The organism is Streptomyces sp. NPDC093260 (genome assembly GCF_040683715.1).
GTDB lineage: Bacteria > Actinomycetota > Actinomycetes > Streptomycetales > Streptomycetaceae > Streptomyces > Streptomyces sennicomposti.
Map to the genome: position 1 here is coordinate 255,684 of NZ_JBFBEK010000001.1, position 21,540 is coordinate 277,223.

At 74.7% G+C, this 21,540-nt stretch carries 17 protein-coding genes; 11 read left to right on the top strand and 6 right to left on the bottom strand.

Annotated features, from left to right (window positions below):
- The first annotated feature begins 16 nt into the window (after positions 1–16).
- Complete coding sequence (locus AB0N63_RS00945) at positions 17–952, top strand: pyridoxamine 5'-phosphate oxidase family protein (protein ID WP_365522255.1); 936 nt, start codon at positions 17–19, stop codon at positions 950–952.
- Between the two features lie 170 nt (positions 953–1,122).
- Here the strand turns inward: AB0N63_RS00945 and AB0N63_RS00950 are convergent, their stop codons facing one another.
- On the bottom strand, positions 1,123–1,410 hold the full coding sequence (locus AB0N63_RS00950; protein ID WP_009191323.1) for a metal-sensitive transcriptional regulator: 288 nt from the start codon (positions 1,408–1,410) through the stop codon (positions 1,123–1,125).
- A 395-nt stretch (positions 1,411–1,805) separates the two neighbouring features.
- Between AB0N63_RS00950 and rsgA the strand changes: the two genes are divergently transcribed.
- The 3 genes from rsgA (at position 1,806) to AB0N63_RS00965 (ending at position 5,149) form a co-directional block, all read left to right on the top strand.
- Entirely contained in the window at positions 1,806–2,927 is a 1,122-nt protein-coding gene (gene rsgA / locus AB0N63_RS00955) for a ribosome small subunit-dependent GTPase A (protein WP_365522895.1), read from the top strand.
- Positions 2,928–3,182: 255 nt separating this feature from the next.
- Positions 3,183–4,580: an AlkA N-terminal domain-containing protein gene (locus AB0N63_RS00960; protein ID WP_365522898.1), complete on the top strand. Its 1,398-nt coding sequence runs from the start codon at positions 3,183–3,185 to the stop codon at positions 4,578–4,580.
- The gene (locus tag AB0N63_RS00965; protein ID WP_365522258.1) at positions 4,577–5,149 is read left to right on the top strand and encodes a methylated-DNA--[protein]-cysteine S-methyltransferase; all 573 of its coding nucleotides are present in this window, start codon (positions 4,577–4,579) and stop codon (positions 5,147–5,149) included. Before AB0N63_RS00960 ends, AB0N63_RS00965 begins: the two co-directional genes overlap by 4 nt.
- A 26-nt stretch (positions 5,150–5,175) precedes the next feature.
- Here AB0N63_RS00965 and AB0N63_RS00970 read toward each other — a convergent pair whose 3' ends face one another.
- The gene (locus AB0N63_RS00970) at positions 5,176–6,165 is read right to left on the bottom strand and encodes a helix-turn-helix domain-containing protein (RefSeq protein ID WP_365522260.1); all 990 of its coding nucleotides are present in this window, start codon (positions 6,163–6,165) and stop codon (positions 5,176–5,178) included.
- A 397-nt stretch (positions 6,166–6,562) separates the two neighbouring features.
- Between AB0N63_RS00970 and AB0N63_RS00975 the strand changes: the two genes are divergently transcribed.
- The 3 genes from AB0N63_RS00975 to AB0N63_RS00985 all read left to right on the top strand — a co-directional run bounded on the left by AB0N63_RS00975 (position 6,563) and on the right by AB0N63_RS00985 (position 11,134).
- Positions 6,563–8,611 (top strand): protein phosphatase 2C domain-containing protein, encoded by a 2,049-nt coding sequence (locus tag AB0N63_RS00975; protein ID WP_365522262.1) that lies wholly within the window; start codon positions 6,563–6,565, stop codon positions 8,609–8,611.
- A 76-nt stretch (positions 8,612–8,687) separates the two neighbouring features.
- Entirely contained in the window at positions 8,688–10,430 is a 1,743-nt protein-coding gene (locus tag AB0N63_RS00980; RefSeq protein WP_365522265.1) for a pyruvate dehydrogenase, read from the top strand.
- Between the two features lie 299 nt (positions 10,431–10,729).
- Entirely contained in the window at positions 10,730–11,134 is a 405-nt protein-coding gene (locus tag AB0N63_RS00985) for an ATP-binding protein (RefSeq protein WP_365522267.1), read from the top strand.
- Positions 11,135–11,218: 84 nt separating this feature from the next.
- Here AB0N63_RS00985 and AB0N63_RS00990 read toward each other — a convergent pair whose 3' ends face one another.
- Both AB0N63_RS00990 and AB0N63_RS00995 read right to left on the bottom strand, forming a co-directional pair.
- Positions 11,219–12,253, bottom strand: a complete 1,035-nt coding sequence (locus tag AB0N63_RS00990; RefSeq protein ID WP_365522269.1) for a DUF2637 domain-containing protein — start codon at positions 12,251–12,253, stop codon at positions 11,219–11,221.
- Positions 12,254–12,577: 324 nt separating this feature from the next.
- A complete protein-coding gene (locus tag AB0N63_RS00995) occupies positions 12,578–13,411 on the bottom strand; it encodes a (2Fe-2S)-binding protein (RefSeq protein ID WP_365522272.1) in 834 nt (277 codons plus the stop codon).
- A 165-nt stretch (positions 13,412–13,576) separates the two neighbouring features.
- On the opposite strand from AB0N63_RS00995, the gene AB0N63_RS01000 reads away from it, so the two are divergent.
- A complete protein-coding gene (locus AB0N63_RS01000; RefSeq protein WP_365522275.1) occupies positions 13,577–14,479 on the top strand; it encodes a GntR family transcriptional regulator in 903 nt (300 codons plus the stop codon).
- Between the two features lie 19 nt (positions 14,480–14,498).
- Here AB0N63_RS01000 and AB0N63_RS01005 read toward each other — a convergent pair whose 3' ends face one another.
- Together AB0N63_RS01005 and AB0N63_RS01010 are read right to left on the bottom strand one after the other, a co-directional pair.
- On the bottom strand, positions 14,499–15,266 hold the full coding sequence (locus AB0N63_RS01005) for a hypothetical protein (protein ID WP_365522277.1): 768 nt from the start codon (positions 15,264–15,266) through the stop codon (positions 14,499–14,501).
- Positions 15,267–15,431: 165 nt separating this feature from the next.
- Complete coding sequence (locus AB0N63_RS01010; protein WP_365522280.1) at positions 15,432–17,222, bottom strand: PucR family transcriptional regulator ligand-binding domain-containing protein; 1,791 nt, start codon at positions 17,220–17,222, stop codon at positions 15,432–15,434.
- 335 nt (positions 17,223–17,557) lie between these two features.
- Here AB0N63_RS01010 and AB0N63_RS01015 point away from each other — a divergent pair, with 335 nt between their 5' ends.
- From AB0N63_RS01015 to AB0N63_RS01025, 3 genes are read left to right on the top strand one after another with little or no spacing between them, the layout of a single operon-like run.
- Positions 17,558–18,448 carry a xanthine dehydrogenase family protein subunit M gene (locus tag AB0N63_RS01015; RefSeq protein WP_365522283.1) on the top strand — a complete coding sequence of 297 codons (891 nt, stop codon included), beginning with the start codon at positions 17,558–17,560 and terminating at the stop codon, positions 18,446–18,448.
- Positions 18,448–19,038 carry a (2Fe-2S)-binding protein gene (locus tag AB0N63_RS01020; protein WP_365522285.1) on the top strand — a complete coding sequence of 197 codons (591 nt, stop codon included), beginning with the start codon at positions 18,448–18,450 and terminating at the stop codon, positions 19,036–19,038. Before AB0N63_RS01015 ends, AB0N63_RS01020 begins: the two co-directional genes overlap by 1 nt.
- Positions 19,039–19,040: 2 nt before the next feature.
- Positions 19,041–21,428 carry a molybdopterin cofactor-binding domain-containing protein gene (locus AB0N63_RS01025; RefSeq protein WP_365522288.1) on the top strand — a complete coding sequence of 796 codons (2,388 nt, stop codon included), beginning with the start codon at positions 19,041–19,043 and terminating at the stop codon, positions 21,426–21,428.
- The last annotated feature ends 112 nt before the right edge of the window (positions 21,429–21,540 follow it).

Consider the following 21,540-nt stretch of genomic DNA (forward strand, 5'->3'; position numbering starts at 1 on the left):
TGAGGGAGGCATGGTCATGCACGCTCAGCTAGGCGATCGGCTCGTGGTGGAAAGTCCGGTCACCGGCGTCACCCGGCGCGACGGCGAGATCGTCGGCCTGCACCACGACGACGGCACCCCGCCGTACGACGTGCGCTGGTCGGACACGGGCGAGATCACCCTCGTCTTCCCCGGCGCGGACGCCCACGTCCACCCGGTGGGCCACGGCGAGCAGGCGGCCCGCGCCGAGCCGGTGACCCGCGGGCAGGAGCCCTCGGCGCCGGCCCCGGCACCCGAGGGGACGGCCTCCGGTGCCGGGGCGCGGGCGGGGCGGCCAGGGGACATCGGGCGGCGGCTGACGGCCGCCCGGGAGCGGCAGGGGTTCAGCGTCGCGGAGGCGGCCGCCCGGGCCCGGATGTCGCCGCAGTACCTGGCCTATCTGGAGGAACACCCGTCGGACCCCAGCCCGGCGACGCTGCTGCGGCTGGCCGACGCGCTCGGCACCACGCTCGACGCGCTGCGCGGCGGCGGCCAGGACCTGCCGCCCGGCCAGGGCCACGCGCTGCTGCGCCCGCTGCTGACGGACCTCGGCGAGGACGAGAGCAGGGAACTGCTGTCCACGCACGGGGTGGGCCGGGTCGGGCTCACCACCGCGGACGGCCCGGCCGTCGTGCCGGTCAACTACGACGTGATCGACGGCGACGTCGTCTTCCGCACCGCGACCGACGCGGCCCCGGCCGCCGCCGTGGGCACGGAGACCGCCTTCGAGGTCGATCACGTGGACGACGCGCTCAGCCGGGGCTGGAGCGTGCTCGTGGTCGGCCCCGCGGAGGCGGTCACCGACCCGGAGCAGGTGCGCCGGCTGGAGGAGCGGGCGCACTCCGCTCCGTGGGCGGGCGGCCGGCGCACGCTGTGGGTGCGCATCCGCCCCGCCCGTGTCACGGGCCGCCGCATCACACCGGCCGAACCCTAGGGGAGGAGCCGGAGGGGAGGCGCGGTCACCTGGTTCCGGGGGGAAGGCCGTTCGGCCCGGGCGGCGACAGGAGCGGGAGCGTCGTTCTCGTGGCGCCGCGCTTCCCCGCGACCAGGAGCCCGGCGTCGTCGTGCGCGCCGCGCGAGGAGACGGAGTGCGCCCGCCCCCGGTCACGCCAGGGACAGGAACAGCTTCTCCATGCGGGCCCGCATCGCGGCGGCGTCCTCGCCGTTCCTGCGGCCGGACTCGATGTCGGCCACGCACTTCTGCAGACCGGTGGCGATGATGGCGAACCCGGCCCGGTCCAGGGCGCGCGAGGCGGCGGCGAGCTGCGTGACGACCTCCTCGCAGTCCCGGCCCTCCTCGATCATCCGGATGACCCCGGAGATCTGGCCCTGCGCGCGGCGCAGCCGGTTCAGTACGGCCTTGAGGTCGGTGCCGTCCAGCTCCAGTTCCACGATCACTCCTAGTGATATACCCCTGGGGGTACTGTACGTCCCGTTTCGGGCCGCCGTCGAACACCCCACTGTCCCGGAAGGACGGTAACCGCGCGGAAAAACCCGTGGCGGCCGGATGCGTGCCCTTCTAGAGTGGGCGTCGCTTCACGCGGTGGCCGTCGGCCGCCGCCGACGAGGTCGTGCGACAGGAGGTGTGACCGATGGCTGTCTTCGCGAAGGGCGCTGCCCGCGTTCAGAGGATCGTCCACTCCACCTCCGTGGCCTCCGGCTGACCCACCACTTCTCCCGCGCCAGGCGGCGCGGGCGGCCGGGGCCGCCCTTGTGAAGGGTTTCCCTTGTCTTCCTCCGCTTCCGGTTCCCCCGAGGCCTCCTTCTCCAAGACGTCCTTCTCCGGGATCTCCCCGGCCGCGACCTCCAGCGCGGGGTCCGTCTCCGCCTCCTCGCCGCACCCGCTCTCCGGCTACGGCTGGGACGAGGGCTGGGCGGCCGCGTTCGCCCCGCACGCCGACCAGGGGCTCCTGCCCGGCCGGGTCGTCCGCGTCGACCGCGGCCGGTGCGACGTGATCACCGCGGGCGGCGTGCTGCGCGCCGACACCGCCTTCGTCACCCCGCACGATCCGCTGCGGGTCGTGTGCACCGGCGACTGGGTCGCCGTCGAACCCGGCGGCAACCCGCGCTACGTACGGTCGTACCTGCCGCGCCGCACCGCCTTCGTCCGGGCCACCTCCTCCAAGCGGTCCGAGGGGCAGGTCCTCGCCGCCAACGTCGACCGCGCGATCGTCGCCGTCTCCCTCGCCGTCGAGCTCGACCTCGCCCGCATCGAGCGGTTCCTCGCCCTGGCGTGGGAGTCCGGGGCGCAGCCGCTTGTCGTGCTGACCAAGGCCGACCTCGTGCCGGACCCGGTGGGGCTGTCGTACCTCGTCCGGGACGTGGAGACGACGGCGCCCGGGGTGCCGGTGCTGGCGGTCAGCGCGCTGACCGGGGACGGGCTCGACGTGCTCGCCGCCGCGGTCGCCGACGGGACCTCCGTCCTGCTCGGGCAGTCCGGCGCCGGCAAGTCCTCCCTGGCCAACGCGCTCCTCGGCGAGGACGTGATGGACGTCCAGCACACCCGGGACGTGGACGGCAAGGGCCGGCACACGACCACCACCCGCAACCTGCTCGTCCTGCCCGGCGGCGGCGTCCTGATCGACACGCCGGGGCTGCGCGGCGTCGGCCTGTGGGACGCCGAGAGCGGGGTCGGGCAGGTGTTCGCCGAGATCGAGGAGCTGGCCGCGCGGTGCCGGTTCCACGACTGCGCCCACGACAGCGAGCCCGGCTGTGCCGTCCTCGCCGCCGTCGACTCCGGCGCCCTGCCGGAACGCCGCCTGGACAGCTACCGCAAGCTCATCCGCGAGAACCAGTGGATCACCGCCAAGACCGACGCGCGGTTGCGCGCGGAGATCCGCCGCGACTGGAAGCGGAAGGGCGCGGAGGGCCGCGCGGCGGCGGCGGCGAAGCGGGGGCGACGGGAGTAGGTCCCGCGGCCCCCGGGCTTCGCGGCCCCCGGGCCGCGGGAGCCCGCCAGGGCCGTGGGCCGCTCTGCCCGCCCGGGCGGCCCGAGGCCCTGGCGGGCAGGGCGGCCTCCCGGCCGGCCCTCCCTCGCCTCCCCGCCCGGAGGACGGGCGCGGCGCGCCTCGCACCAGCGGGCGCCGCGCCCCGTGACGTCCCCTACCGTGATGTCCGATTCCCGCCAGTCCCGGGGGCGCCGAGGGCGGACACTGGACAGCGTGATGGATGAGGACAGCAGGTACGAGGCGGTACGCAGCCGGGACGGGCGGTTCGACGGCGAGTTCTTCTTCGCCGTCGAGACGACCGGGATCTACTGCCGTCCCAGCTGCCCGGCGGTGACGCCCAAGCGGGACAACGTGCGGTACTTCGCCACGGCCGCCGCCGCCCAGGGCGCGGGCTTCCGCGCCTGCCGGCGGTGCCGGCCGGACGCGGTGCCCGGCTCCGCCGACTGGAACGTCCGCGCCGACGTCGTCGGCCGGGCGATGCGCATGATCGGCGACGGCGTGATCGACCGGGAGGGCGTCGCCGGGCTCGCCGCCCGGCTCGGCTACAGCGCCCGGCAGGTGCAGCGTCAGCTCACCGCCGAACTCGGCGCCGGACCCGTCGCCCTCGCCCGCGCCCAGCGCGCCCACACCGCGCGCGTCCTGCTCCAGACCACCGACCTGCCGGTCACCCAGATCGCCTTCGCGGCCGGCTTCGCGAGCGTACGGCAGTTCAACGACACCATCCGCGCCGTCTACGCCACGACCCCCGGCGAACTGCGCGCCGCCGCGCCCCGCACCCGGCGCCGCACCACTGCGACGCCCACCGCCGGGATTCCGCTGCGCCTCGCGCACCGCGGCCCCTACCAGGCCGGTCCCGTCTTCGACCTGCTCCAGTGCGAGGCCGTGCCCGGCGTGGAGGAGGTGAGCGGGCGACCGGGGGCGCGGACGTACCGGCGCACCCTGCGCCTGCCCCACGGCGCCGGGATCGCCGCCGTCGCCGAACGCACCGGCACGCCCAAGGCCGCCTCCGGCGCCCGGCCGGGCGGCTGGCTGGAGGGCCGGCTGCACCTGACCGACCCGCGCGACCTGACCACGGCCGTACAGCGGCTGCGCCGGCTGTTCGACCTCGACGCCGACCCGTACGCCGTGGACGAACGGCTCGGCGCGGACCCCCGGCTGGCCCCGCTGGTCGCGGCCCGCCCCGGCCTGCGCTCGCCCGGCGCCGCCGACCCGGAGGAGGCCGCGGTCCGCGCGCTGGTGGGGCCCGCGGCCGCCGCCGAGCTGGTACTCCGGTACGGCAAGACGCTGGACGCCCCCTGCGGCAGTCTCACCCACCTGTTCCCCGAACCGTCCGTCCTCGCCGAGGCAGAACCGTACGGCCCCCTGGGCGCCCTGACCGCCGCCCTCGCCGACGGCGACGTCCGGCTGGACCCCGGCGCCGACCGTGAGGAGGCGCACCGGGCGCTGCTCGCCCTGCCCGGCCTGGACGCCGCCACGGTCGCCGCGATCCGCACCCGCGCGCTCGGCGACCCCGACGCGGCCCCGCCCGACGCGCACGCCCCCGACAGCTGGCGCCCCTGGCGCTCCTACGCCCTCAACCATCTGCGCACAGCAGGGAAGCCGGAGATCCGATGACGACCAACGGCCAGGACCCCACCCACGACGCCACGGCGATCGCCGCCTCCGCGACGGCCCCCACGGCACCGCCCGACCCGGCCACCACGTACTGGACGCGGCTCGACAGCCCCCTCGGTCCGCTGCTCCTCACCGCAGACCCGGCCGGCGCCCTGACCTCGCTGTCCGTGCCCGGCCAGAAGGGCGGGCGCACGGTCCAGCCGGACTGGCGGCACGACGCCGGGCCCTTCCACGCGGCCGACGAACAGCTGCACGCCTACTTCGCCGGCGAACTCAAGGAGTTCACACTGCCGTTGCACAGCTCCGGCACCGCCTTCCGGGAACGCGTGTGGGCCGCCCTGGACACCGTCCCGTACGGCGCGACCACCACGTACGGCGAGATCGCGGCCCGGATCGGGGCCTCCCGGGCGGCGGTTCGCGCCGTCGGCGGGGCGATCGGCGCCAACCCCCTGCTGGTGGTGCGCCCTTGCCACCGGGTGATCGGCGCGGACGGCTCCCTCACCGGGTACGCGGGCGGCCTGGAGCGCAAGACGCGGCTGCTCGCCCTGGAGGGATCCCTCGCCGCCTGAGCCCCGAGCTGCCCGAACCCCCCCGGTCAGCACTGCCGTTCCCGGGCCACCCAGCCGCGTTCGTAGGCGTGCCAGCCCAGTTGCAGCCGGGTGGTCACCCCGGCCAGCTCCATCAGCCGTTTCACCCGGCGCTGCACGGTCCTCAGGCCCAGGTCGAGCTGCTTGGCCACGCTCGCGTCGGTCAGCCCGGCCAGCAGCAGCGACAGCACCTCCAGATCGGTGGCGTCCGGGCCGTCCGGGTCCTGCTCGGTGACGCCGGACGCGCCCAGGCGCAACGGCAGCCCGGTGCGCCACACCGACTCGAACAGCCCCGACAGCAGCTCCAGCAGACCGCTGGCGTGCACGACGAGCGCGGCCGGCTCCGCCGAGCGCGCCGTCAACGGCACCATCGCCAGCGACCGGTCGGCCACCACCAGCTTGGTCGGCACCTCGTCCACCACCCGCACCTGCTCGTCCCGGCCCAGCGCGGCCGTCAGCTCCGTGACGCCCTGCGGCTGGTGGAGCACCGCGCGCTCGACCACCACCCGGTAGCGCACACCGCGCCCGGCCGCCTGCTCCTCGGCGTCGTTCTCGCTGCCGGAGACGGCGACCGGGTTGTCGGTCACCAGCGCGCACACCTCCTCGTTCGCGCCCAGCTGGAGCTGGAGGAAGCGCTGCGCGACGGCGGGCGCGCCGGTGACCACCTCCACCAGATCGTGCACCGCCGGTTCGCCCGCCGCCGCCCGGTACTCCTCCGCGAGCAGCGCGGCGGCCAGCTCCGCCTTCTCCAGCTCGTGCCGCTGCTGGGTGAGCAGCGCGCCCAGCGCCACACCGGGGGGCGCGGCGACCCAGCGGCCGGGCCGCGCGGAGGACTGCGCCGCGAGCCCGTGCCGCTCCAGGCGGCGCAGCGCGCGCTCGGTGTCCCGCTCGCCGAGCATCAGCCGCCGCGCGAGGTCGGGCACCTCGGCGGCGCCCACGGACACCAGTGCCCGGTACGCCGACTCGTGCCGCTCGTCCAGACCTATCGCTGCCAGCATCGGCTGCCGTCCCTCCCCGTTCGGGCGCTCTGCCACGGTGATCGAGGCGGGCCGCCGGTGGCGGAAAACGGCCACGGCGCAAACCCGCCTTCCAACATCATCGCGGTACCGGTGGTCCTCCTGACAAGGTGGCATCACCGAAGCATCGATGTGCCGCCCCGGAGGCCGTGGCCTGCGTGGACGCCGGCTGCGTGCGGCGGCCGTCCAGTCGTGACCCGGCGCCGGGTCGCCCAGGTGTCGCCGGGCGGTTCTCCCGTGGGGGGTGGGACCGCCCGGCGGCTTCGTTTCGTACGCGAGTTCCATCCATCACCCGAGGGGTCCGTTCGCGGGGCGGGTGCGCGCCGGATTTTCCCGTTGCCCCGTTTTCCCGAGCCCCCCGCGGTGGATTATTGAGGGCATGAGCCAGCAGGGGGGAAGGCCCACCGGTCACGAGGACGACTGGTGGAGGCAGTTGTACGACGACTCCACCGACGACACGGGTCCGACGGCCGCGGCCGATTCCCTGGACGACCGCTTCGCCTCGGCCGCCGACACGTTGGACGGGACCGAAGGCCCCGGAGCGCCGGGCACCGGCGCTGACGGTGACGGTCCCGCGGGGGACGGGCGGGGCCGGGACGAGGAGTGGTTCTCGTTCGGGGACGGTCCGCAGTCGTCGGCGCCGGGTACGGCCGTGCCCGCACCGCGCGCCACCGGCCCGGCCGCGGCGGCGCCGTCCCGGCCGGCGGGAGGCACCCCCTCCGGGGCGCCTGGTGAGACACCGTACGAGCCGGCTGGTGGGGCACCGTCCGGGTCGGCTGCGCCGCCGCCCGAGAAGCCCGGCGGGCCGCCTCCCGGCCCGACCGCCGAGCCGTCGGGCGAGTCACCGCGGGGGGTGGACCGCGCACCCGGCTTCGGCCCCGCCCCCGGCCGTCCCTGGACGACCGCGGGTGCCGGCGAGGCGCCGGAGGCCGACCGCGCTCCCGCCCATGGCGTCCCGCCGTCGGACCCCGGCCCGGACTGGTGGCGCCGCGCGCCGCAGGACACCGTGTCGACCACCGCCCGCCGCCCGGCGCCCTTCACCCCCGGCCCGCCGCCTCCGCCCGAGCCGCGCACCCCGCCCGCGCCCGGGCCCGCGTCAGCGGCTCCGCCCGTACCCCCGCCCGCGCCTCCTGCCGCGCCCGCGCCGGGCGACCCCATCGGGGGCGCGTACGCCGGTGCACGCGCCCCGGCGGACACCACTCCGCCGGACACCGGCCTTGCGGCGGACACCGCCCTGACGGCGGACAGCGCCCCTGGGCAACCGCGCGCTGCCGCGCCCGCGCGCCCCGGCTCGCCCCCACGGCCCTCCGCGCCTCCGCCCCCTTCTTCCCCACCACCGCCGGCCCCGAGGCCCTCACACCCCCGCGCCGCCCCCACGCCCGCCCCCGGAGAAGCGGCCCCCGAAGGCCCCGCCCCCGTCCCCGAACAGCAGCCCCCCACCGTCGCCCACGTAGGCTCCGGTCCGCCCACCTACGACGCCGAGCCGACGGCCCTGCCCGGGGCCGACCCCGACGAGACGGACGATCTGGTGCCGGACACGGTGCTGGACGGGGCCAGGTACGGGGCCTGCACCCTGCGCGCCGTGTCCCTGCGCGGCGACTCCCCGCGCTACCGGGGCGAACCGCGCCGGGACGCGCTCCTCACCGCCCGGTTCGGCAGCGGCGAGCAGGCGCTCGTGCTCGTCGCGATGGCGACCGGCGCCCGCACCGCCCCGCAGGCGCACCGCGCCGCGGCGGAGGCGTGCCGGTGGATCGCGCGGGCCGTGGGCCGCAGCCATGTCCGGCTGGTGCAGGACATCCGCGCCGGGCGGCGCGGCGAGCTGAAGGCGGGCCTGCACCGTCTCACCGACCGCTCCCTCGGCAGACTCCGCGCCACCGCCGTCGAACGCGGAATCGACCCGGCGGAGTACACGGCGGACCTGCGCTGTCTGCTGCTGCCCGCCGACCCCGAGTGCCGCGTGCGGGTCTTCTTCGGCGTCGGCGCGGGCGGGCTGTTCCGCCTGCGCGGCGGCGCATGGCAGGACATCGAGCCCGACGTGCCGGCACCGGCAGGACCCGGCACGAACGCACGCCCCGGCACGGATGCCGGACCGACGGCGGGAGGCGCCCCCGCCCCCGAGGGCGACCGTCTCACCCTGGACCTCGGCCTCCCGGCCCCGCCGGACCCGTACGTCCCCGCCTCCCCGCCCGAGCCGCCCCGCGCGCCCTTCCGGTTCCGGGCGTCCCTGGCCCGGTCGGGTGATGTGCTGCTGATGTGCACGGACGGTCTGGCCGACCCGCTGCGCGGCGAGCCGGAGCTGGCCGCTCGGCTGGCCGGACGGTGGTCCGACGCCGCCGTGCCGGGCCTCGCCGCGTTCCTCGCGGACGCCCAGACGCGGGTCAAGGGGTACGCGGACGACCGTACGGCCGTCGCCGTCTGGGAGGCGTGAGCGCGGCGGCTGTGAATTCATGGACCCAGAGGAATCCGCACCGGGACCGCAGGAGACCGAAGGGCGCCCAGCAGCCATGGCCAAGCAGAACGTCGCAGAGCAGTTCGTCGACACCCTCGTCCGCGCCGGGGTCAAACGCCTCTACGGCGTCGTCGGGGACAGTCTGAACCCGGTCGTCGACGCGGTGCGCCGCAACGCCGCCATCGACTGGATCCACGTCCGGCACGAGGAGACCGCCGCCTTCGCGGCCGGCGCCGAGGCGCAGATCACCGGGAGGCTGGCGGCCTGCGCCGGCTCCTGCGGCCCCGGCAACCTGCACCTCATCAACGGTCTGTACGACGCCCACCGCTCCATGGCCCCGGTGCTCGCCCTCGCCTCGCACATCCCCTCCAGCGAGATCGGCCTCGGCTACTTCCAGGAGACCCACCCGGACCGGCTGTTCCAGGAGTGCAGCCACTACAGCGAGCTGATCTCCAGCCCCAAGCAGATGCCCCGGCTGCTGGACACCGCCATCCAGAACGCGGTCGGCCGCAGCGGCGTCAGTGTGGTCACCCTGCCGGGCGACATCGCCGCCGAACCCGCCCCCGAGAAGGCCGCCGAGACCGCGATCGTCACCTCCCGGCCCACCGTGCGGCCCGGCGACGCGGAGATCGACGAGCTGGTGCGGATGATCGACAGGGCCGACAAGGTCACCCTGTTCTGCGGCAGCGGCACGGCGGGCGCGCACGCCGAGGTGATGGAGTTCGCCGGGAAGATCAAGTCACCGGTCGGACACGCCCTGCGCGGCAAGGAGTTCATCCAGTACGACAACCCCTACGACGTCGGGATGAGCGGGCTGCTCGGCTACGGCGCCGCCTACGAGGCCACCCACGAGTGCGATCTGCTGATCCTGCTCGGCACGGACTTCCCGTACAACGCGTTCCTGCCCGACGACGTGCAGATCGCGCAGATCGACGTCCGGCCCGAGCACCTCGGCCGCCGCTCCCGGCTCGACCTGGCCGTGTGGGGCGATGTGCGCGAGACGCTGCGCTGTCTGATCCCGCGGGTGAAGGAGAAGAGGAACCGGCGCTTCCTCGACCGGATGCTCAAGAAGCACGCCGACGCGCTGGAGGGGGTCGTCAAGGCGTACACCAGGAAGGTCGACCGGCACGTCCCGATCCATCCCGAGTACGTGGCCGCCGTGCTGGACGAACTGGCCGCCGACGACGCCGTGTTCACCATCGACACCGGGATGTGCAACGTCTGGGGCGCCCGCTACATCTCTCCCAACGGCCGCCGCCGGATCATCGGTTCGTTTTCGCACGGCTCGATGGCCAACGCGCTGCCCATGGCGATCGGCGCGCAGTTCACCGACCGGCGCCGGCAGGTCGTCTCCATGTCCGGGGACGGCGGCTTCGCCATGCTGATGGGCGACTTCCTCACCCTGGTGCAGTACGAACTGCCGGTGAAGGTCGTGCTGTTCAACAACTCCGCGCTCAGTATGGTCGAGTTGGAGATGCTGGTTGCCGGACTGCCCTCCTACGGTACCGCCAACAAGAACCCGGACTTCGCCGCCGTGGCCCGCGCCTGCGGCGCCCACGGCGTACGGGTGGAGAAGCCCAAGGAGCTGGCCGGGGCACTCAAGGAGGCGTTCCGGTACAAGGGGCCGGCCCTCGTGGACGTCGTGACCGACCCCAACGCCCTGTCCATCCCGCCGAAGATCAGTGCCGAGATGGTGACCGGGTTCGCCCTGTCCGCCTCGAAGATGGTGCTGGACGGCGGCGTCGGCCGGATGGTGCAGATGGCCCGCTCCAACCTCCGCAACGTACCGCGCCCTTGAACCGCCCGGCGCTCACGCCTCCGTCGGCGGGCCTGGCCTCGCGCCCTGGCGGACACGGCGCCGGGCCCCGGCGGGCGCGGAAAGCGTCGTACTCCGGCCAACCTGGCCGGCCGCTCGGTCGTTGACGATTCCACATGACTGCCGTGGGTCCGGCTGGGCATGGATCTCCGTGAACGTGTTCGAGCTGGAGGGGATCCGAGATCGGCACGCGGGCGGGGGAGATGGAGAGTCAGGCAAGAGGAGGCGGTCCCGCTGCGGCGGCGGCCTTTCCGGCGGAAGCGGCGGACGGGAACGGGGACATGCCGCGGCGGCCACCGGCGCCCCAGTTGCGGCGCCGGCTGCCGCGGGCGGATCTGCGGGCGGTCCCCGAGGCGCGCCGGGCGCTGCGCGAGCTGCTGCGCCACTGGGAACGGCCGGACGGCACCGACGTGGCCGAACTGCTCACCAGCGAACTGGTCACCAACGCACTCGTGCACACCGACGACGACGCGATCCTGACCGCCACCGTCTCGCCGCGCGGACTGCGCGTGGAGGTGCGGGACTTCGTGGCGCGGCGGCCCCGGCCGCGGGTGCCGGAGGCCGCCTCCGACACCAACGGCAGGGGACTGGTCCTGGTCGAGTCCCTGGCGGACGCCTGGGGCGTGTGCGCGCACGAGGTCGGCAAGTCGGTGTGGTTCGAACTGACGGCGGCGCGGGCGGCCTGAGCGGGAAGGGGGGCGGGGCGCGGTCCGTCCGGACCGCGCCCCGCCCCCCTCCGTGCCCCTACGGCACCGTGGTGTCCTCATGGCTCAGCCGAACTGCTGCTCCAGGTCCTTCAGCTTGCGCTCCAGCGAGTCCAGCCGCGGCAGGGCCTGTGTGTCGTCCTCCGCGGTGAGGTCGACCGTGATGGCGTCACCGCCCTTGCGGACGGGCTGGAGCGAGGGACGCGAACGCACCGGCAGCGGCTCCGAGGGCGCTATGGCAGGCTCCGCGGAGGCCTGCCCGGAGCCCCGTTCCAGGGCCTGCGCCTCGCCCTGCCGGCCGCGGCCGGCGAAGCCGCGGTGGCCCCGGCTGATCGCCTTGAGCTGGGCGCGCTCCACCCGCTCCTGCTCGCGCCTGAGCCGGCGCCGCTCCTCCTTCTGGCGCTTGTCGTCGCGCACCTCCTCGACCGCCTCGTCCAGGCTGCGCACGCCCTCCAGGAGCATCAGCGACCAGGCGCGGTACGTCTCGCGGGGAGCGCGCACCCAGCGGACGATGCGGATCTGCGGCAGCGGGCGCGGAACCAGGCCCTGTTCGCGCAGCGCGGCCCGGCGGGTCTGCTTCAGCGCGCGGTCGAAGAGGACCGCCGCCGACAGCGACATGCCGGCGAAGAACTGCGGCGCGCCCGCGTGGTCGACGCCCCGCGGCGCGTGCACCCAGTTGAACCAGGCCGCGGCGGCGGCGAACAGCCACACCAGCAGCCGGGAGCCGAGGGCCGCGTCACCGTGGCTGGCCTCGCGCACCGCGAGCACGGAGCAGAACATCGCCGCGCCGTCCAGGCCGAACGGCACCAGGTACTGCCAGCCGTCGGACAGGCCGAGGTTCTGCTCGCCGAAGCCGACCAGGCCGTGGAAGGAGAGGGCTGCGGCCACCGCCGCACAGCAGAACAGGAGCACATAGGAAGCGGTGCCGTAGACGGCCTCCTTGCGCCTGCGGCGCTCCTCGCTGCGCTCCCACGAGTCCTCGGTACTCGTGTTCCCCTTGGACCGCTTGCCGCGCGCGAGCACCGCCACCGCCGCCAGCACGCCCAGGAGCAGCACGGCGCCCGGAAGCAACCAGTTCAGCGATATGTCGGTCAGTCTCATCTAGGGTCCCTTGCATTGGGATAGGGCGTGACGCCCGCCATAGTGGCCCAATCCCGGCGGCCCTCAGGGGGTTTCGGGGCAAGAGGCCGCCAAGGAGGTGCAAGGGGATGCCCGGGGACGGCGTTCTGCTCGAACTGCCGCTTGAGGGGCGGGAGTTGAGTTCGAATAAGACTACCCGTACGGGCGGTTCCGCGGAAAGTTCCCGCGACGGGTGAGGGAGTTGTGAACTCCTCGCGCCCGTATGGGGTCCCAGTCGTGGACGATCTTACGGGACGCGCAGCGGCCCGTCGTACCTTCCGGTGGACCGTCAGGTCATCGCAGGCGTCAAGCGGCCACGGCGGCCGTGGTCCTGACGGCGCGTCCGCCCGGGCAGGTGCGCGGGCAGTTGGCGCAGGTGTCCTCGGGGCGCAGGGTGTAGAACATGCAGCAGCTGATCCGGTCGCGGGTGGACCGTGACTCGCCCTTCGGGCCGGTCAGTTCGCGGAACGCGGCCGAGCCGACGTAGGGCCGGGTCGCGCCCGGCAGCAGCAGCTCCAGCTCGCGCAGCGCGCGGTCCTCCTCGCCGAGGAGGCCGGCGATGTACCACAGGCTCTCTGCGATCTCGTCGGTCGCCATGCCCCACAGCGCGCGTCCGCGCCGCCGCATGCGCGGGCCGAAGGAGGCGAGGAGCGGTTCGAGGTGCTCGGCGACGGCGGCCCGTACCTCGGCGCGCAGCGCCTCCTCGTCGGGCACCACGCGGGCGCCGGGCAGGGCGGCCGCGGGGTCGCCGGGCAGGCAGGCGAAGGAGGCGGGGCGCACGGCCATGCGGCCGCCCTCGCGGTCGTAGGCGACGTGGGCGGCGGGCAGGCGCGGGACGCGGCGGTGCAGGAACCAGGGGACGGTGAACAGCAGGCAGGCGGGCCAGGCGTAGCGGTGCAGGGCGAAACTCGCCACCACGTCCGGGCGGGCCCGGGTGCCGTAGTCGCGCAGCACCTGCGCGTCGTCCCAGGCCAGGAAGGCCTCCAGCGCGGGGCCGCCCGCGGCCAGGGCGTCGGCGGCGACCCACCCGCCGCCCCGCGGCAGCGGCTCGCCGGGAGCCGGCTCGGTCACCGTCAGGCCGGGGAAGACCTCGGTGAGGCGCGCGTACGCGGCCGCAACTGCCGAAGGGGGCACAGGCATGCCGGAACCACCGATTCACGGGCGTCGGGGACGGTTGGAGGTAAGCCTTACCTTACTTCACTTCGGCGGAATGTGAACCCTTGGCCACATGTGTCTAAGGTGCTTGACGCAAGAGCGGCAACCGGCCGTAATGGCCCCAAGCACCCCCAAGCCCGGAGGAGAACCGTGAAGCAGGGCGCGCAGGACTCCGCCGGCCCGGCGGGGACCGCCCCGGGCGCGCCGCGGCTCCCCCGGCAGGCGGCGCGGGCGCGGCACGCCTCGGCGGCGGAGGACGCCCGCGGCGAGCACACGCACGGCGACGGCATACGGGGCCCCGCCCACGGCGAAGCTTCCCGCCCCGCGCCCGGCGCAGCCGCCTATGGTGAGGACGCGCAGGACCTTCCCGCGTCCGGCGGGCATCCCCTCGGGGAGTGGCCGGCCGGCGGGCGGCCGGCCGCACAGGCGGCCGCCCCGTCCGGACCGGTGGTGCGGCGGTCCTCCGTGCGCGGCCAGGTGCTCGCCGCGCTGCGCACCGCGCTGGCCACCGGCGAGCTGCGCCCCGGCCAGGTCTACTCGGGGCCGGTGCTGGGCGAGCGGTTCGGCGTGTCCGCGACGCCGGTCCGGGAGGCGATGCAGCAGCTGGCGCTGGAGGGCGCCGTCGAGGTCGTGCCCAACCGGGGCTTCCGGGTCGTCGAGCGCGGCGCCCGCGAGCTGGCCGAGCTGGCCGAGGTGAGGGCGCTGCTCGAGGTGCCGGTGCTGCTGCGGCTGGCCGGGACGGTGCCCGTCGAGCGGTGGGCGGCCCTGCGGCCCCTGGCCGAGGCGACCGTACGGGCCGCGTCCTCCGGCTGCCCGGCGGCCTACGCCGAGACCGACCGCGCCTTCCACCGCGCGCTGCTGTCCCTGTCGGGCAACGAGCAACTGGTCCGGATCGCCGCCGACCTGCACCGTCGCACCCAGCGCCCCCCGGCCGCCGCCCCCGCCCTCCTGGCGGACGCCACGGACCACACGGCTCTCCTGGACGCGTTGATCGCCCGGGACCTGGACACGGTCCGCGTCCTGCTCCACGGCCACGTCACGGGCTCGCGCTGAACCCCTGTCACGACCCCCGTCACGCCGTGGCCGCCCCCGGTGACGGCGGGGTCAGGTGGGCGGCCAGCCAGGTGGGGACGCCGCCCAGGAGGCGGAAGAGGCGGCGGGCCTCCTCGCGGAGGCGGGAGGCCTCCGGTTCCGTCTCCGTCTCGGCCAGGGAGACCAGCGCCGGGGCCGTGCCGACGAGGTAGCCCAGCTCCTCGCGGATCCGCAGCGACTCCGCGAAGCCGTGCCGGGCGTCGGCCAGCTCGCCCTCGCGCAGCGCCAGCCCGGCCAGGTGCCGCCAGGTGAAGGACAGCAGCAGCGGGTCCTGGTGCGCGGTGGCGCCCGCGTGGGCGCGGCGGTAGGCGGCCCGCGCGGCCTGCGGCGAGCGGGTCAGGTTCTCCGCGATCAGCCCGCGCCGGAAGTCCAGCAGCGCCCGCCCCGGCGAGCCCGGCGGGATCAGCGCCGCCGCCCGCCCCAGCGCGGAGCGCGCCTCGTCGGCCCGGTCCCGTACGCCGTGCAGCGTGGCCGAGTAGGCCAGGTACCCGCGTTCACAAGCGGCCGCGCCCCGCTCCTCGTCGGTGTGGGCCAGCGCCTCGGCGGCGCGCAGCGCGTCCTCCGCGTCCTGCCACCCGGCCTCGGTGTACAGGCACCGCTCCACCAGCAGCGCGGTGCGCTGGAGGGCCGCGGCGGGGGTGCCCGACCGCAGCAGCGCCGCCGCGTCGGCCCAGCACGCGCGCGAACGCAGCCGCCATACCGCGGTCTGGAGTGGATCGTCACCTGCGGTCGTTCCGTTACCAGACATGGCGGTATGCGCCACGTTGCCCTCCCCAGCACGTCTTCGAGCTTCGAGTGGTGGCGGAATCTCAGCACGAATCCCGGCACCCGGCCAAGGGGGTGGGTGAAGGATTTCACAAAGTCGGGGGAACCTGGCCGGTGGCGGGTGTGGGCGCCGGCCACCGGCTTCGCGTCAGCTCATCCGCAGCGCCAGGAAGAAGTCCAGCTTGTCCTCCAGGCGCGACAGGTCACGCCCCGTCAACTGCTCGATCCTCCCGACCCGGTAGCGCAGTGTGTTGACGTGCAGGTGAAGCCGGGTCGCGCACCGCGTCCAGGAGCCGTCGCAGTCGAGGAACGCCTCCAGCGTCGGGATCAGCTCGGCGCGGTGCCGGCGGTCGTAGTCCCGCAGCGGGTCCAGCAGCCGGGCGGTGAACGCGCGCCGCACGTCGTCCGGGACGAAGGGGAGCAGCAGCACGTGCGAGGCGAGTTCCTGGTGCCCGGCGGCGCAGACGCCGCCGGGCCGGGCCGCCGCGACGCGCCGGGCGTGCCGAGCCTCCTCCAGCGCCCCGCGCAGCCCCTCGGCCGAGTGCACGGCCGCGCTGACGCCGAGCGTGAGCCGCCCGTCGTCGCCAAGCCCGGCCGACAGCGGGCCGCGCACGGACGCCAGGAGCGCGTCGGCGAGGACGCCGCTCTCGGTGCCGTCGTGCTCGGCGGCGACGGCCGGCAGCGGCACCAGGGCGATGGCCTCGCCGCCGGTGTGCGCGACCGCGATCCGGTCGGACGCCTCGGGGCCGGGGTGCGGGAGGCCGGGGGAGGGCTCGGCGAGGATCTCCTCCAGCAGCGCCTGGGCGACCGGCCCGCTCTCGGCGGGCGCGCCGTCCCACTCCACGCGGGCCACCACCACCTGCCAGTGCGGGGCCGCGCCGAGCCCGGGCAGCAGCACCGGCGCGGCGACCCGCAGCCGGGCGGCGATCTCGGCGGGCGGGGCGCCGGTCTGCACCAGCTCCAGCACCTCCTGCGCGAGCCGTCTGCGCACCGTGCGCGCGGCGTCGCGCCGGTCCCGCTCGACGGCGATCAGCTGGGTGACGCCCTGGAGCAGGTCCAGGCGCTCCTCGGGCCAGTCCCCGGCGTCGGCCTCGACGGCCAGCACCCACTCCGACAGCACCGTCTCGCGCACGTCGCGGCCGCTCTGCGCGGGCCGCCCGGCGGCGACCGCGGGGCGCTGCGCGCCGGCGCGGATCGGGAAGAGGGAGTACGTCGTGCCCTCCAGCGTGACCCGGTGGGGTCCTCGGCGGCCCGACCGGGCGGCCGCCAGGTGCTCGGCGGCCAGCAAGGCGCAGGTGACGGCGGGCAGCCCCGGGCCTGCGGCGCCCGCCCGGCCCGCCGCGCCGCCCGCACCGGCTCCGGCGCCCGGTCCGGCCGACGTACCCCCAGGGCCCGGCCCGCCCGCACCCGGTCCCGCGATCAGCCGTCCGGTGGGGGACAGCAGCCAGGCCCGCAGGTCCAGGTCGGAGCCGAGCAGGTCCAGGACCACGTCGGGGCCGCCGCCCGCCGGGCCGGCGGTCATCATCCGCCGGTGCCGGTCCACCACGGCCGCCAGGTCGCCGGCCCGCTCGCCGGAGACCTGCCGTACGACGTGCTCGGTGATCGTCGCGAACGCCACCGACTCGTGCACCGCGAACAGCGGCATCCGGTGCCGGGCGCAGGCCCGCACCAGGTCTCCGGGGACGGCGCCCAGCTCGGCCTCGCCGGCGGCCAGCGCGGCCACCCCGGCCTGCGCCAGGATGCGGACGAACGGTTCGGCGTCGGCGGCGTCGCGGCGCCAGGCCAGGCCTGTCAGCACCAGCTCGCCGCCGGAGAGGTAGCGGCTGGGGTCGCGCAGGTCGGTGGTCATGACGCCCCGGACGGTGCGGTCCAGCTCCTCCTCGCCGCCGAGCAGCTTCAGGCCCAGCGCATCGGTGTCCAGCAGTGCGCGCAGCCGCATGTCGTCGCCGCCGTTCTTTGTCTCGAAAACTACGATGGATCCTGTGGTGGGGGCCCGGCCGGGCGGCCGGTCAGCAGCTCCGCCGGGAGGGCGGTGACCTCTGTTCCAGGGGAAACCGGAGATGTCACCGACGACCTCCGTTCATACGAATCTACAAGATGCCCGGCATGGCCAGCCAAACCCTTCATGGTTTCGGTGACTGACCCCGTGGGAGCAGCGGGCGGTGTACTGGCTCCACTCCGCGTGAACAGCACATGAACACGAACGAGCCTGGCCCGCCGCACACGGATTGGCTCAATCTGGACGACCTTTCGAGACGAAGAAGAGAGCCGGTCATGGACTTCCTTCGCCCCGCCAGCTGGGAGGAGGCGCTCGCCGCGAAGGCCGAGCACCCCACCGCTGTGCCGATTGCGGGTGGCACCGACGTGATGGTCGAGATCAACTTCGACCACCGCCGGCCCGAGTACCTGCTCGACCTGAACCGCGTCGGCGACCTCTACGAGTGGGAGGTCGGCGAGGACAGCGTGCGGCTGGGCGCCTCGGTGCCCTACACCAAGATCATGGAGAACCTGCGGACCGAGCTGCCGGGCCTGGCGCTCGCCTCGCACACGGTCGCCTCCCCGCAGATCCGCAACCGCGGCGGCGTCGGCGGCAACCTCGGCACCGCCTCCCCGGCCGGCGACGCCCACCCCGCCCTGCTCGCCGCGGGCGCCGAGGTCGAGGCCGAGTCGGTGCGCGGCACCCGCCGCATCCCGATCGACGAGTTCTACACGGGCGTCAAGCGAAACGCGCTCGCCCCCGACGAGCTGATCCGCGCCGTGCACATCAAGAAGGCCGACGGACCCCAGCAGTTCTCCAAGGTCGGCACCCGCAACGCCATGGTCATCGCCGTGTGCGCCTTCGGGCTGGCCCTGCACCCCGAGACCCGCACGGTGCGCACCGGAATCGGCTCGGCCGCGCCCACCCCCGTCCGCGCCAAGGCCGCCGAGGAGTTCCTCGGCGCCGTCCTGGAGGAGGACGGCTTCTGGGACAACGGCAAGATCATCACCCCGTCGGTCGCCAAGCAGTTCGCCGAGCTGTGCTCGGCCGCCTGCAACCCGATCGACGACGTCCGGGGCACCGCGAGCTACCGCCGCCACGCGGTCGGCGTGATGGCCCGCCGGACACTCACCTGGACCTGGGAGTCGTACCGCGGCACCCGCAACGCCTCGGAGGGAGCTGCGTAATGCGCGTCAACTTCACCGTCAACGGACGTCCGCAGGAAGCCGACGACGTCTGGGAGGGCGAGTCCCTGCTGTACGTCCTGCGCGAGCGCATGGGCCTGCCGGGTTCCAAGAACGCCTGTGAGCAGGGCGAGTGCGGCTCCTGCACGGTACGCCTGGACGGCGTGCCGGTCTGCTCCTGTCTGGTCGCCGCCGGGCAGGTCCAGGGCCGCGAGGTCGTCACCGTCGAGGGCCTGGCCGAGTACGCCAGGGAGCGCGCCGGGGGCGGCTGCGCGAGCGGCGCCTGCGGCACCGCCGGCACCACGCTGGACGAGGCCGAGCGCTGGCAGGCCAAGGGCGCCGACTCGCAGACCGGCGAGGGCGTGGAACTCGCCCCGATCCAGCAGGCGTTCATCGACGCCGGCGCCGTCCAGTGCGGCTTCTGCACCCCGGGACTGCTGGTCGCCGCCGACGAGATGCTGGAGCGCAACCCGAACCCGACCGACGCGGACATCCGCGAGGCGCTGTCGGGCAACCTGTGCCGCTGCACGGGCTACGAGAAGATCATGGATGCGGTCCGCCTCGCGGCCGCCCGGCAGTCCGAGGGGGTCTGAGCATGACGACGGCCAACGGTGCTCCCACCAAGATCACGCAGGGTTCGCAGACCAAGGGCGGCATCGGCGAGTCCACGCTCCGCCCGGACGGCACCCTCAAGGTGACCGGCGAGTTCGCGTACTCGTCCGACATGTGGCACGAGGACATGCTGTGGGGCCAGATCCTGCGCTCCACGGTCGCCCACGCCGAGATCGTCTCCATCGACACCTCCGAGGCGCTCGCCACGGCCGGCGTCTACGCCGTCATGACCTACGACGACCTGCCGGCCGAGGTGAAGCACTACGGTCTGGAGATCCAGGACACCCCCGTCCTCGCCCACGGCAAGGTGCGCCACCACGGCGAGCCGGTCGCCATCGTCGCCGCCGACCACCCCGAGACCGCACGCCGCGCCGCCGCCAAGATCAAGGTGGAGTACAGGGAGCTGCCCGTCATCACCGACGAGGCCTCCGCCACCGCGCCGGACGCGATCCTCGTCCACGAGAACCGCGACGACCACCACATCGGTCACGTCCCGCACCCCAACATCGTCCACCGCCAGCCGATCGTCCGCGGCGACGCCGACGAGGCCGCGAAGAAGGCCGACTTCATCGTCCGGGGCGAGTACTACTTCGGCATGCAGGACCAGGCCTTCCTCGGCCCCGAGTCCGGCCTCGCCGTGCCCGAGGAGGACGGCGGCGTCCACCTCTACATCGCCACCCAGTGGCTGCACAGCGACCTGCGCCAGATCGCGCCCGTGCTCGGCCTGCCCGAGGACAAGGTCCGTATGACCCTGGCCGGCGTCGGCGGCGCGTTCGGCGGCCGCGAGGACCTGTCCATGCAGATCCACGCCTGCCTGCTGGCGCTGCGCACCGGCAAGCCCGTCAAGATCGTCTACAACCGGTTCGAGTCCTTCTTCGGGCACGTCCACCGCCACCCGGCCCGCCTCTTCTACGAGCACGGCGCCACCAAGGACGGCAAGCTCACCCACATGAAGTGCCGGATCGTCCTGGACGGCGGCGCCTACGCCTCCGCCTCCCCGGCGGTCGTCGGCAACGCCTCCTCGCTGTCGGCCGGGCCGTACGTCATCGACGACGTCGACATCGAGGCCATCGCCCTCTACACCAACAACCCGCCGTGCGGCGCGATGCGCGGCTTCGGCGCGGTCCAGGCGTGCTTCGCCTACGAGGCGCAGATGGACAAGCTCGCCGACGAGGTGGGCATGGACCGCGTGGAGTTCCGCCGCCTCAACGCCATGGAGCAGGGCACGATCATGCCCACCGGGCAGCCGGTCGACTCGCCGGCCCCGGTCGCCGAACTCCTGCGCCGGGTCAAGGCGATGCCGCTGCCGCCCGAGCGCCAGTGGGAGTCCAGCGAGGGCGCCGACGTGCGCCAGCTGCCCGGCGGACTGTCCAACACCACCCACGGCGAGGGCGTCGTGCGCGGCGTCGGCTACGCCGTCGGCATCAAGAACGTCGGCTTCTCCGAGGGCTTCGACGACTACTCCACCGCCAAGGTGCGCATGGAGGTCATCGCCGGCGAGCCGGTCGCCACCGTGCACACCGCGATGGCGGAGGTCGGCCAGGGCGGCGTCACCGTGCACGCGCAGATCGCCCGCACCGAGCTGGGCGTCGCGCAGGTCACCATCCACCCCGCCGACACCCAGGTGGGCAGCGCCGGTTCGACCTCCGCCTCCCGGCAGACGTACGTCACCGGCGGCGCCGTCAAGAACTCCTGCGAACTGGTGCGCGAGCGGGTGCTGGAGATCGGCCGGCGCAAGTTCGGCTCCTACCACCCCGCCTGGGCCACCGCCGAACTCCTGCTGGAGGGCGGCAAGGTCGTCACCGACGGCGGTGAGGTCCTCGCCGATCTGGTGGACGTGCTGGAGGACGAGGCCGTCGAGGTCGAGGCGGAGTGGCGCCACCGGCCCACCGAGCCCTTCGATCTGCGCACCGGCCAGGGCAACGGCCATGTGCAGTACTCCTTCGCCGCGCACCGCGCCGTCGTCGAGGTCGACACCGAACTCGGCCTGGTCAAGGTCGTGGAGCTGGCCTGCGCGCAGGACGTCGGCAAGGCGCTCAACCCGCTCTCCGTCATCGGGCAGATCCAGGGCGGCACCACCCAGGGCCTGGGCATCGCCATCATGGAGGAGATCATCGTCGACCCGAAGACGGCGAAGGTCAGGAACCCCTCCTTCACGGACTACCTGCTCCCCACCATCCTCGACACGCCGACCATCCCGGTCGACGTGCTCGAACTCGCCGACGACCACGCCCCCTACGGGCTGCGCGGCATCGGCGAGGCCCCCACCCTGTCGTCCACCCCGGCCGTCCTCGCGGCGATCCGGAACGCGACCGGACTGGAACTGCCCCGCACGCCCGTACGGCCGGAGCACCTCACCGGCAAGGTGTGAGCAGACCCTCCGGGCGGCGCACGGAACGTCACGTCCACGCGCCGCCCGGAGCACTCCCCGTCCTTCTTGCTCCGCTCCGCTCGCGGTCTCGAAGTACCCGCAACGAGGTTCG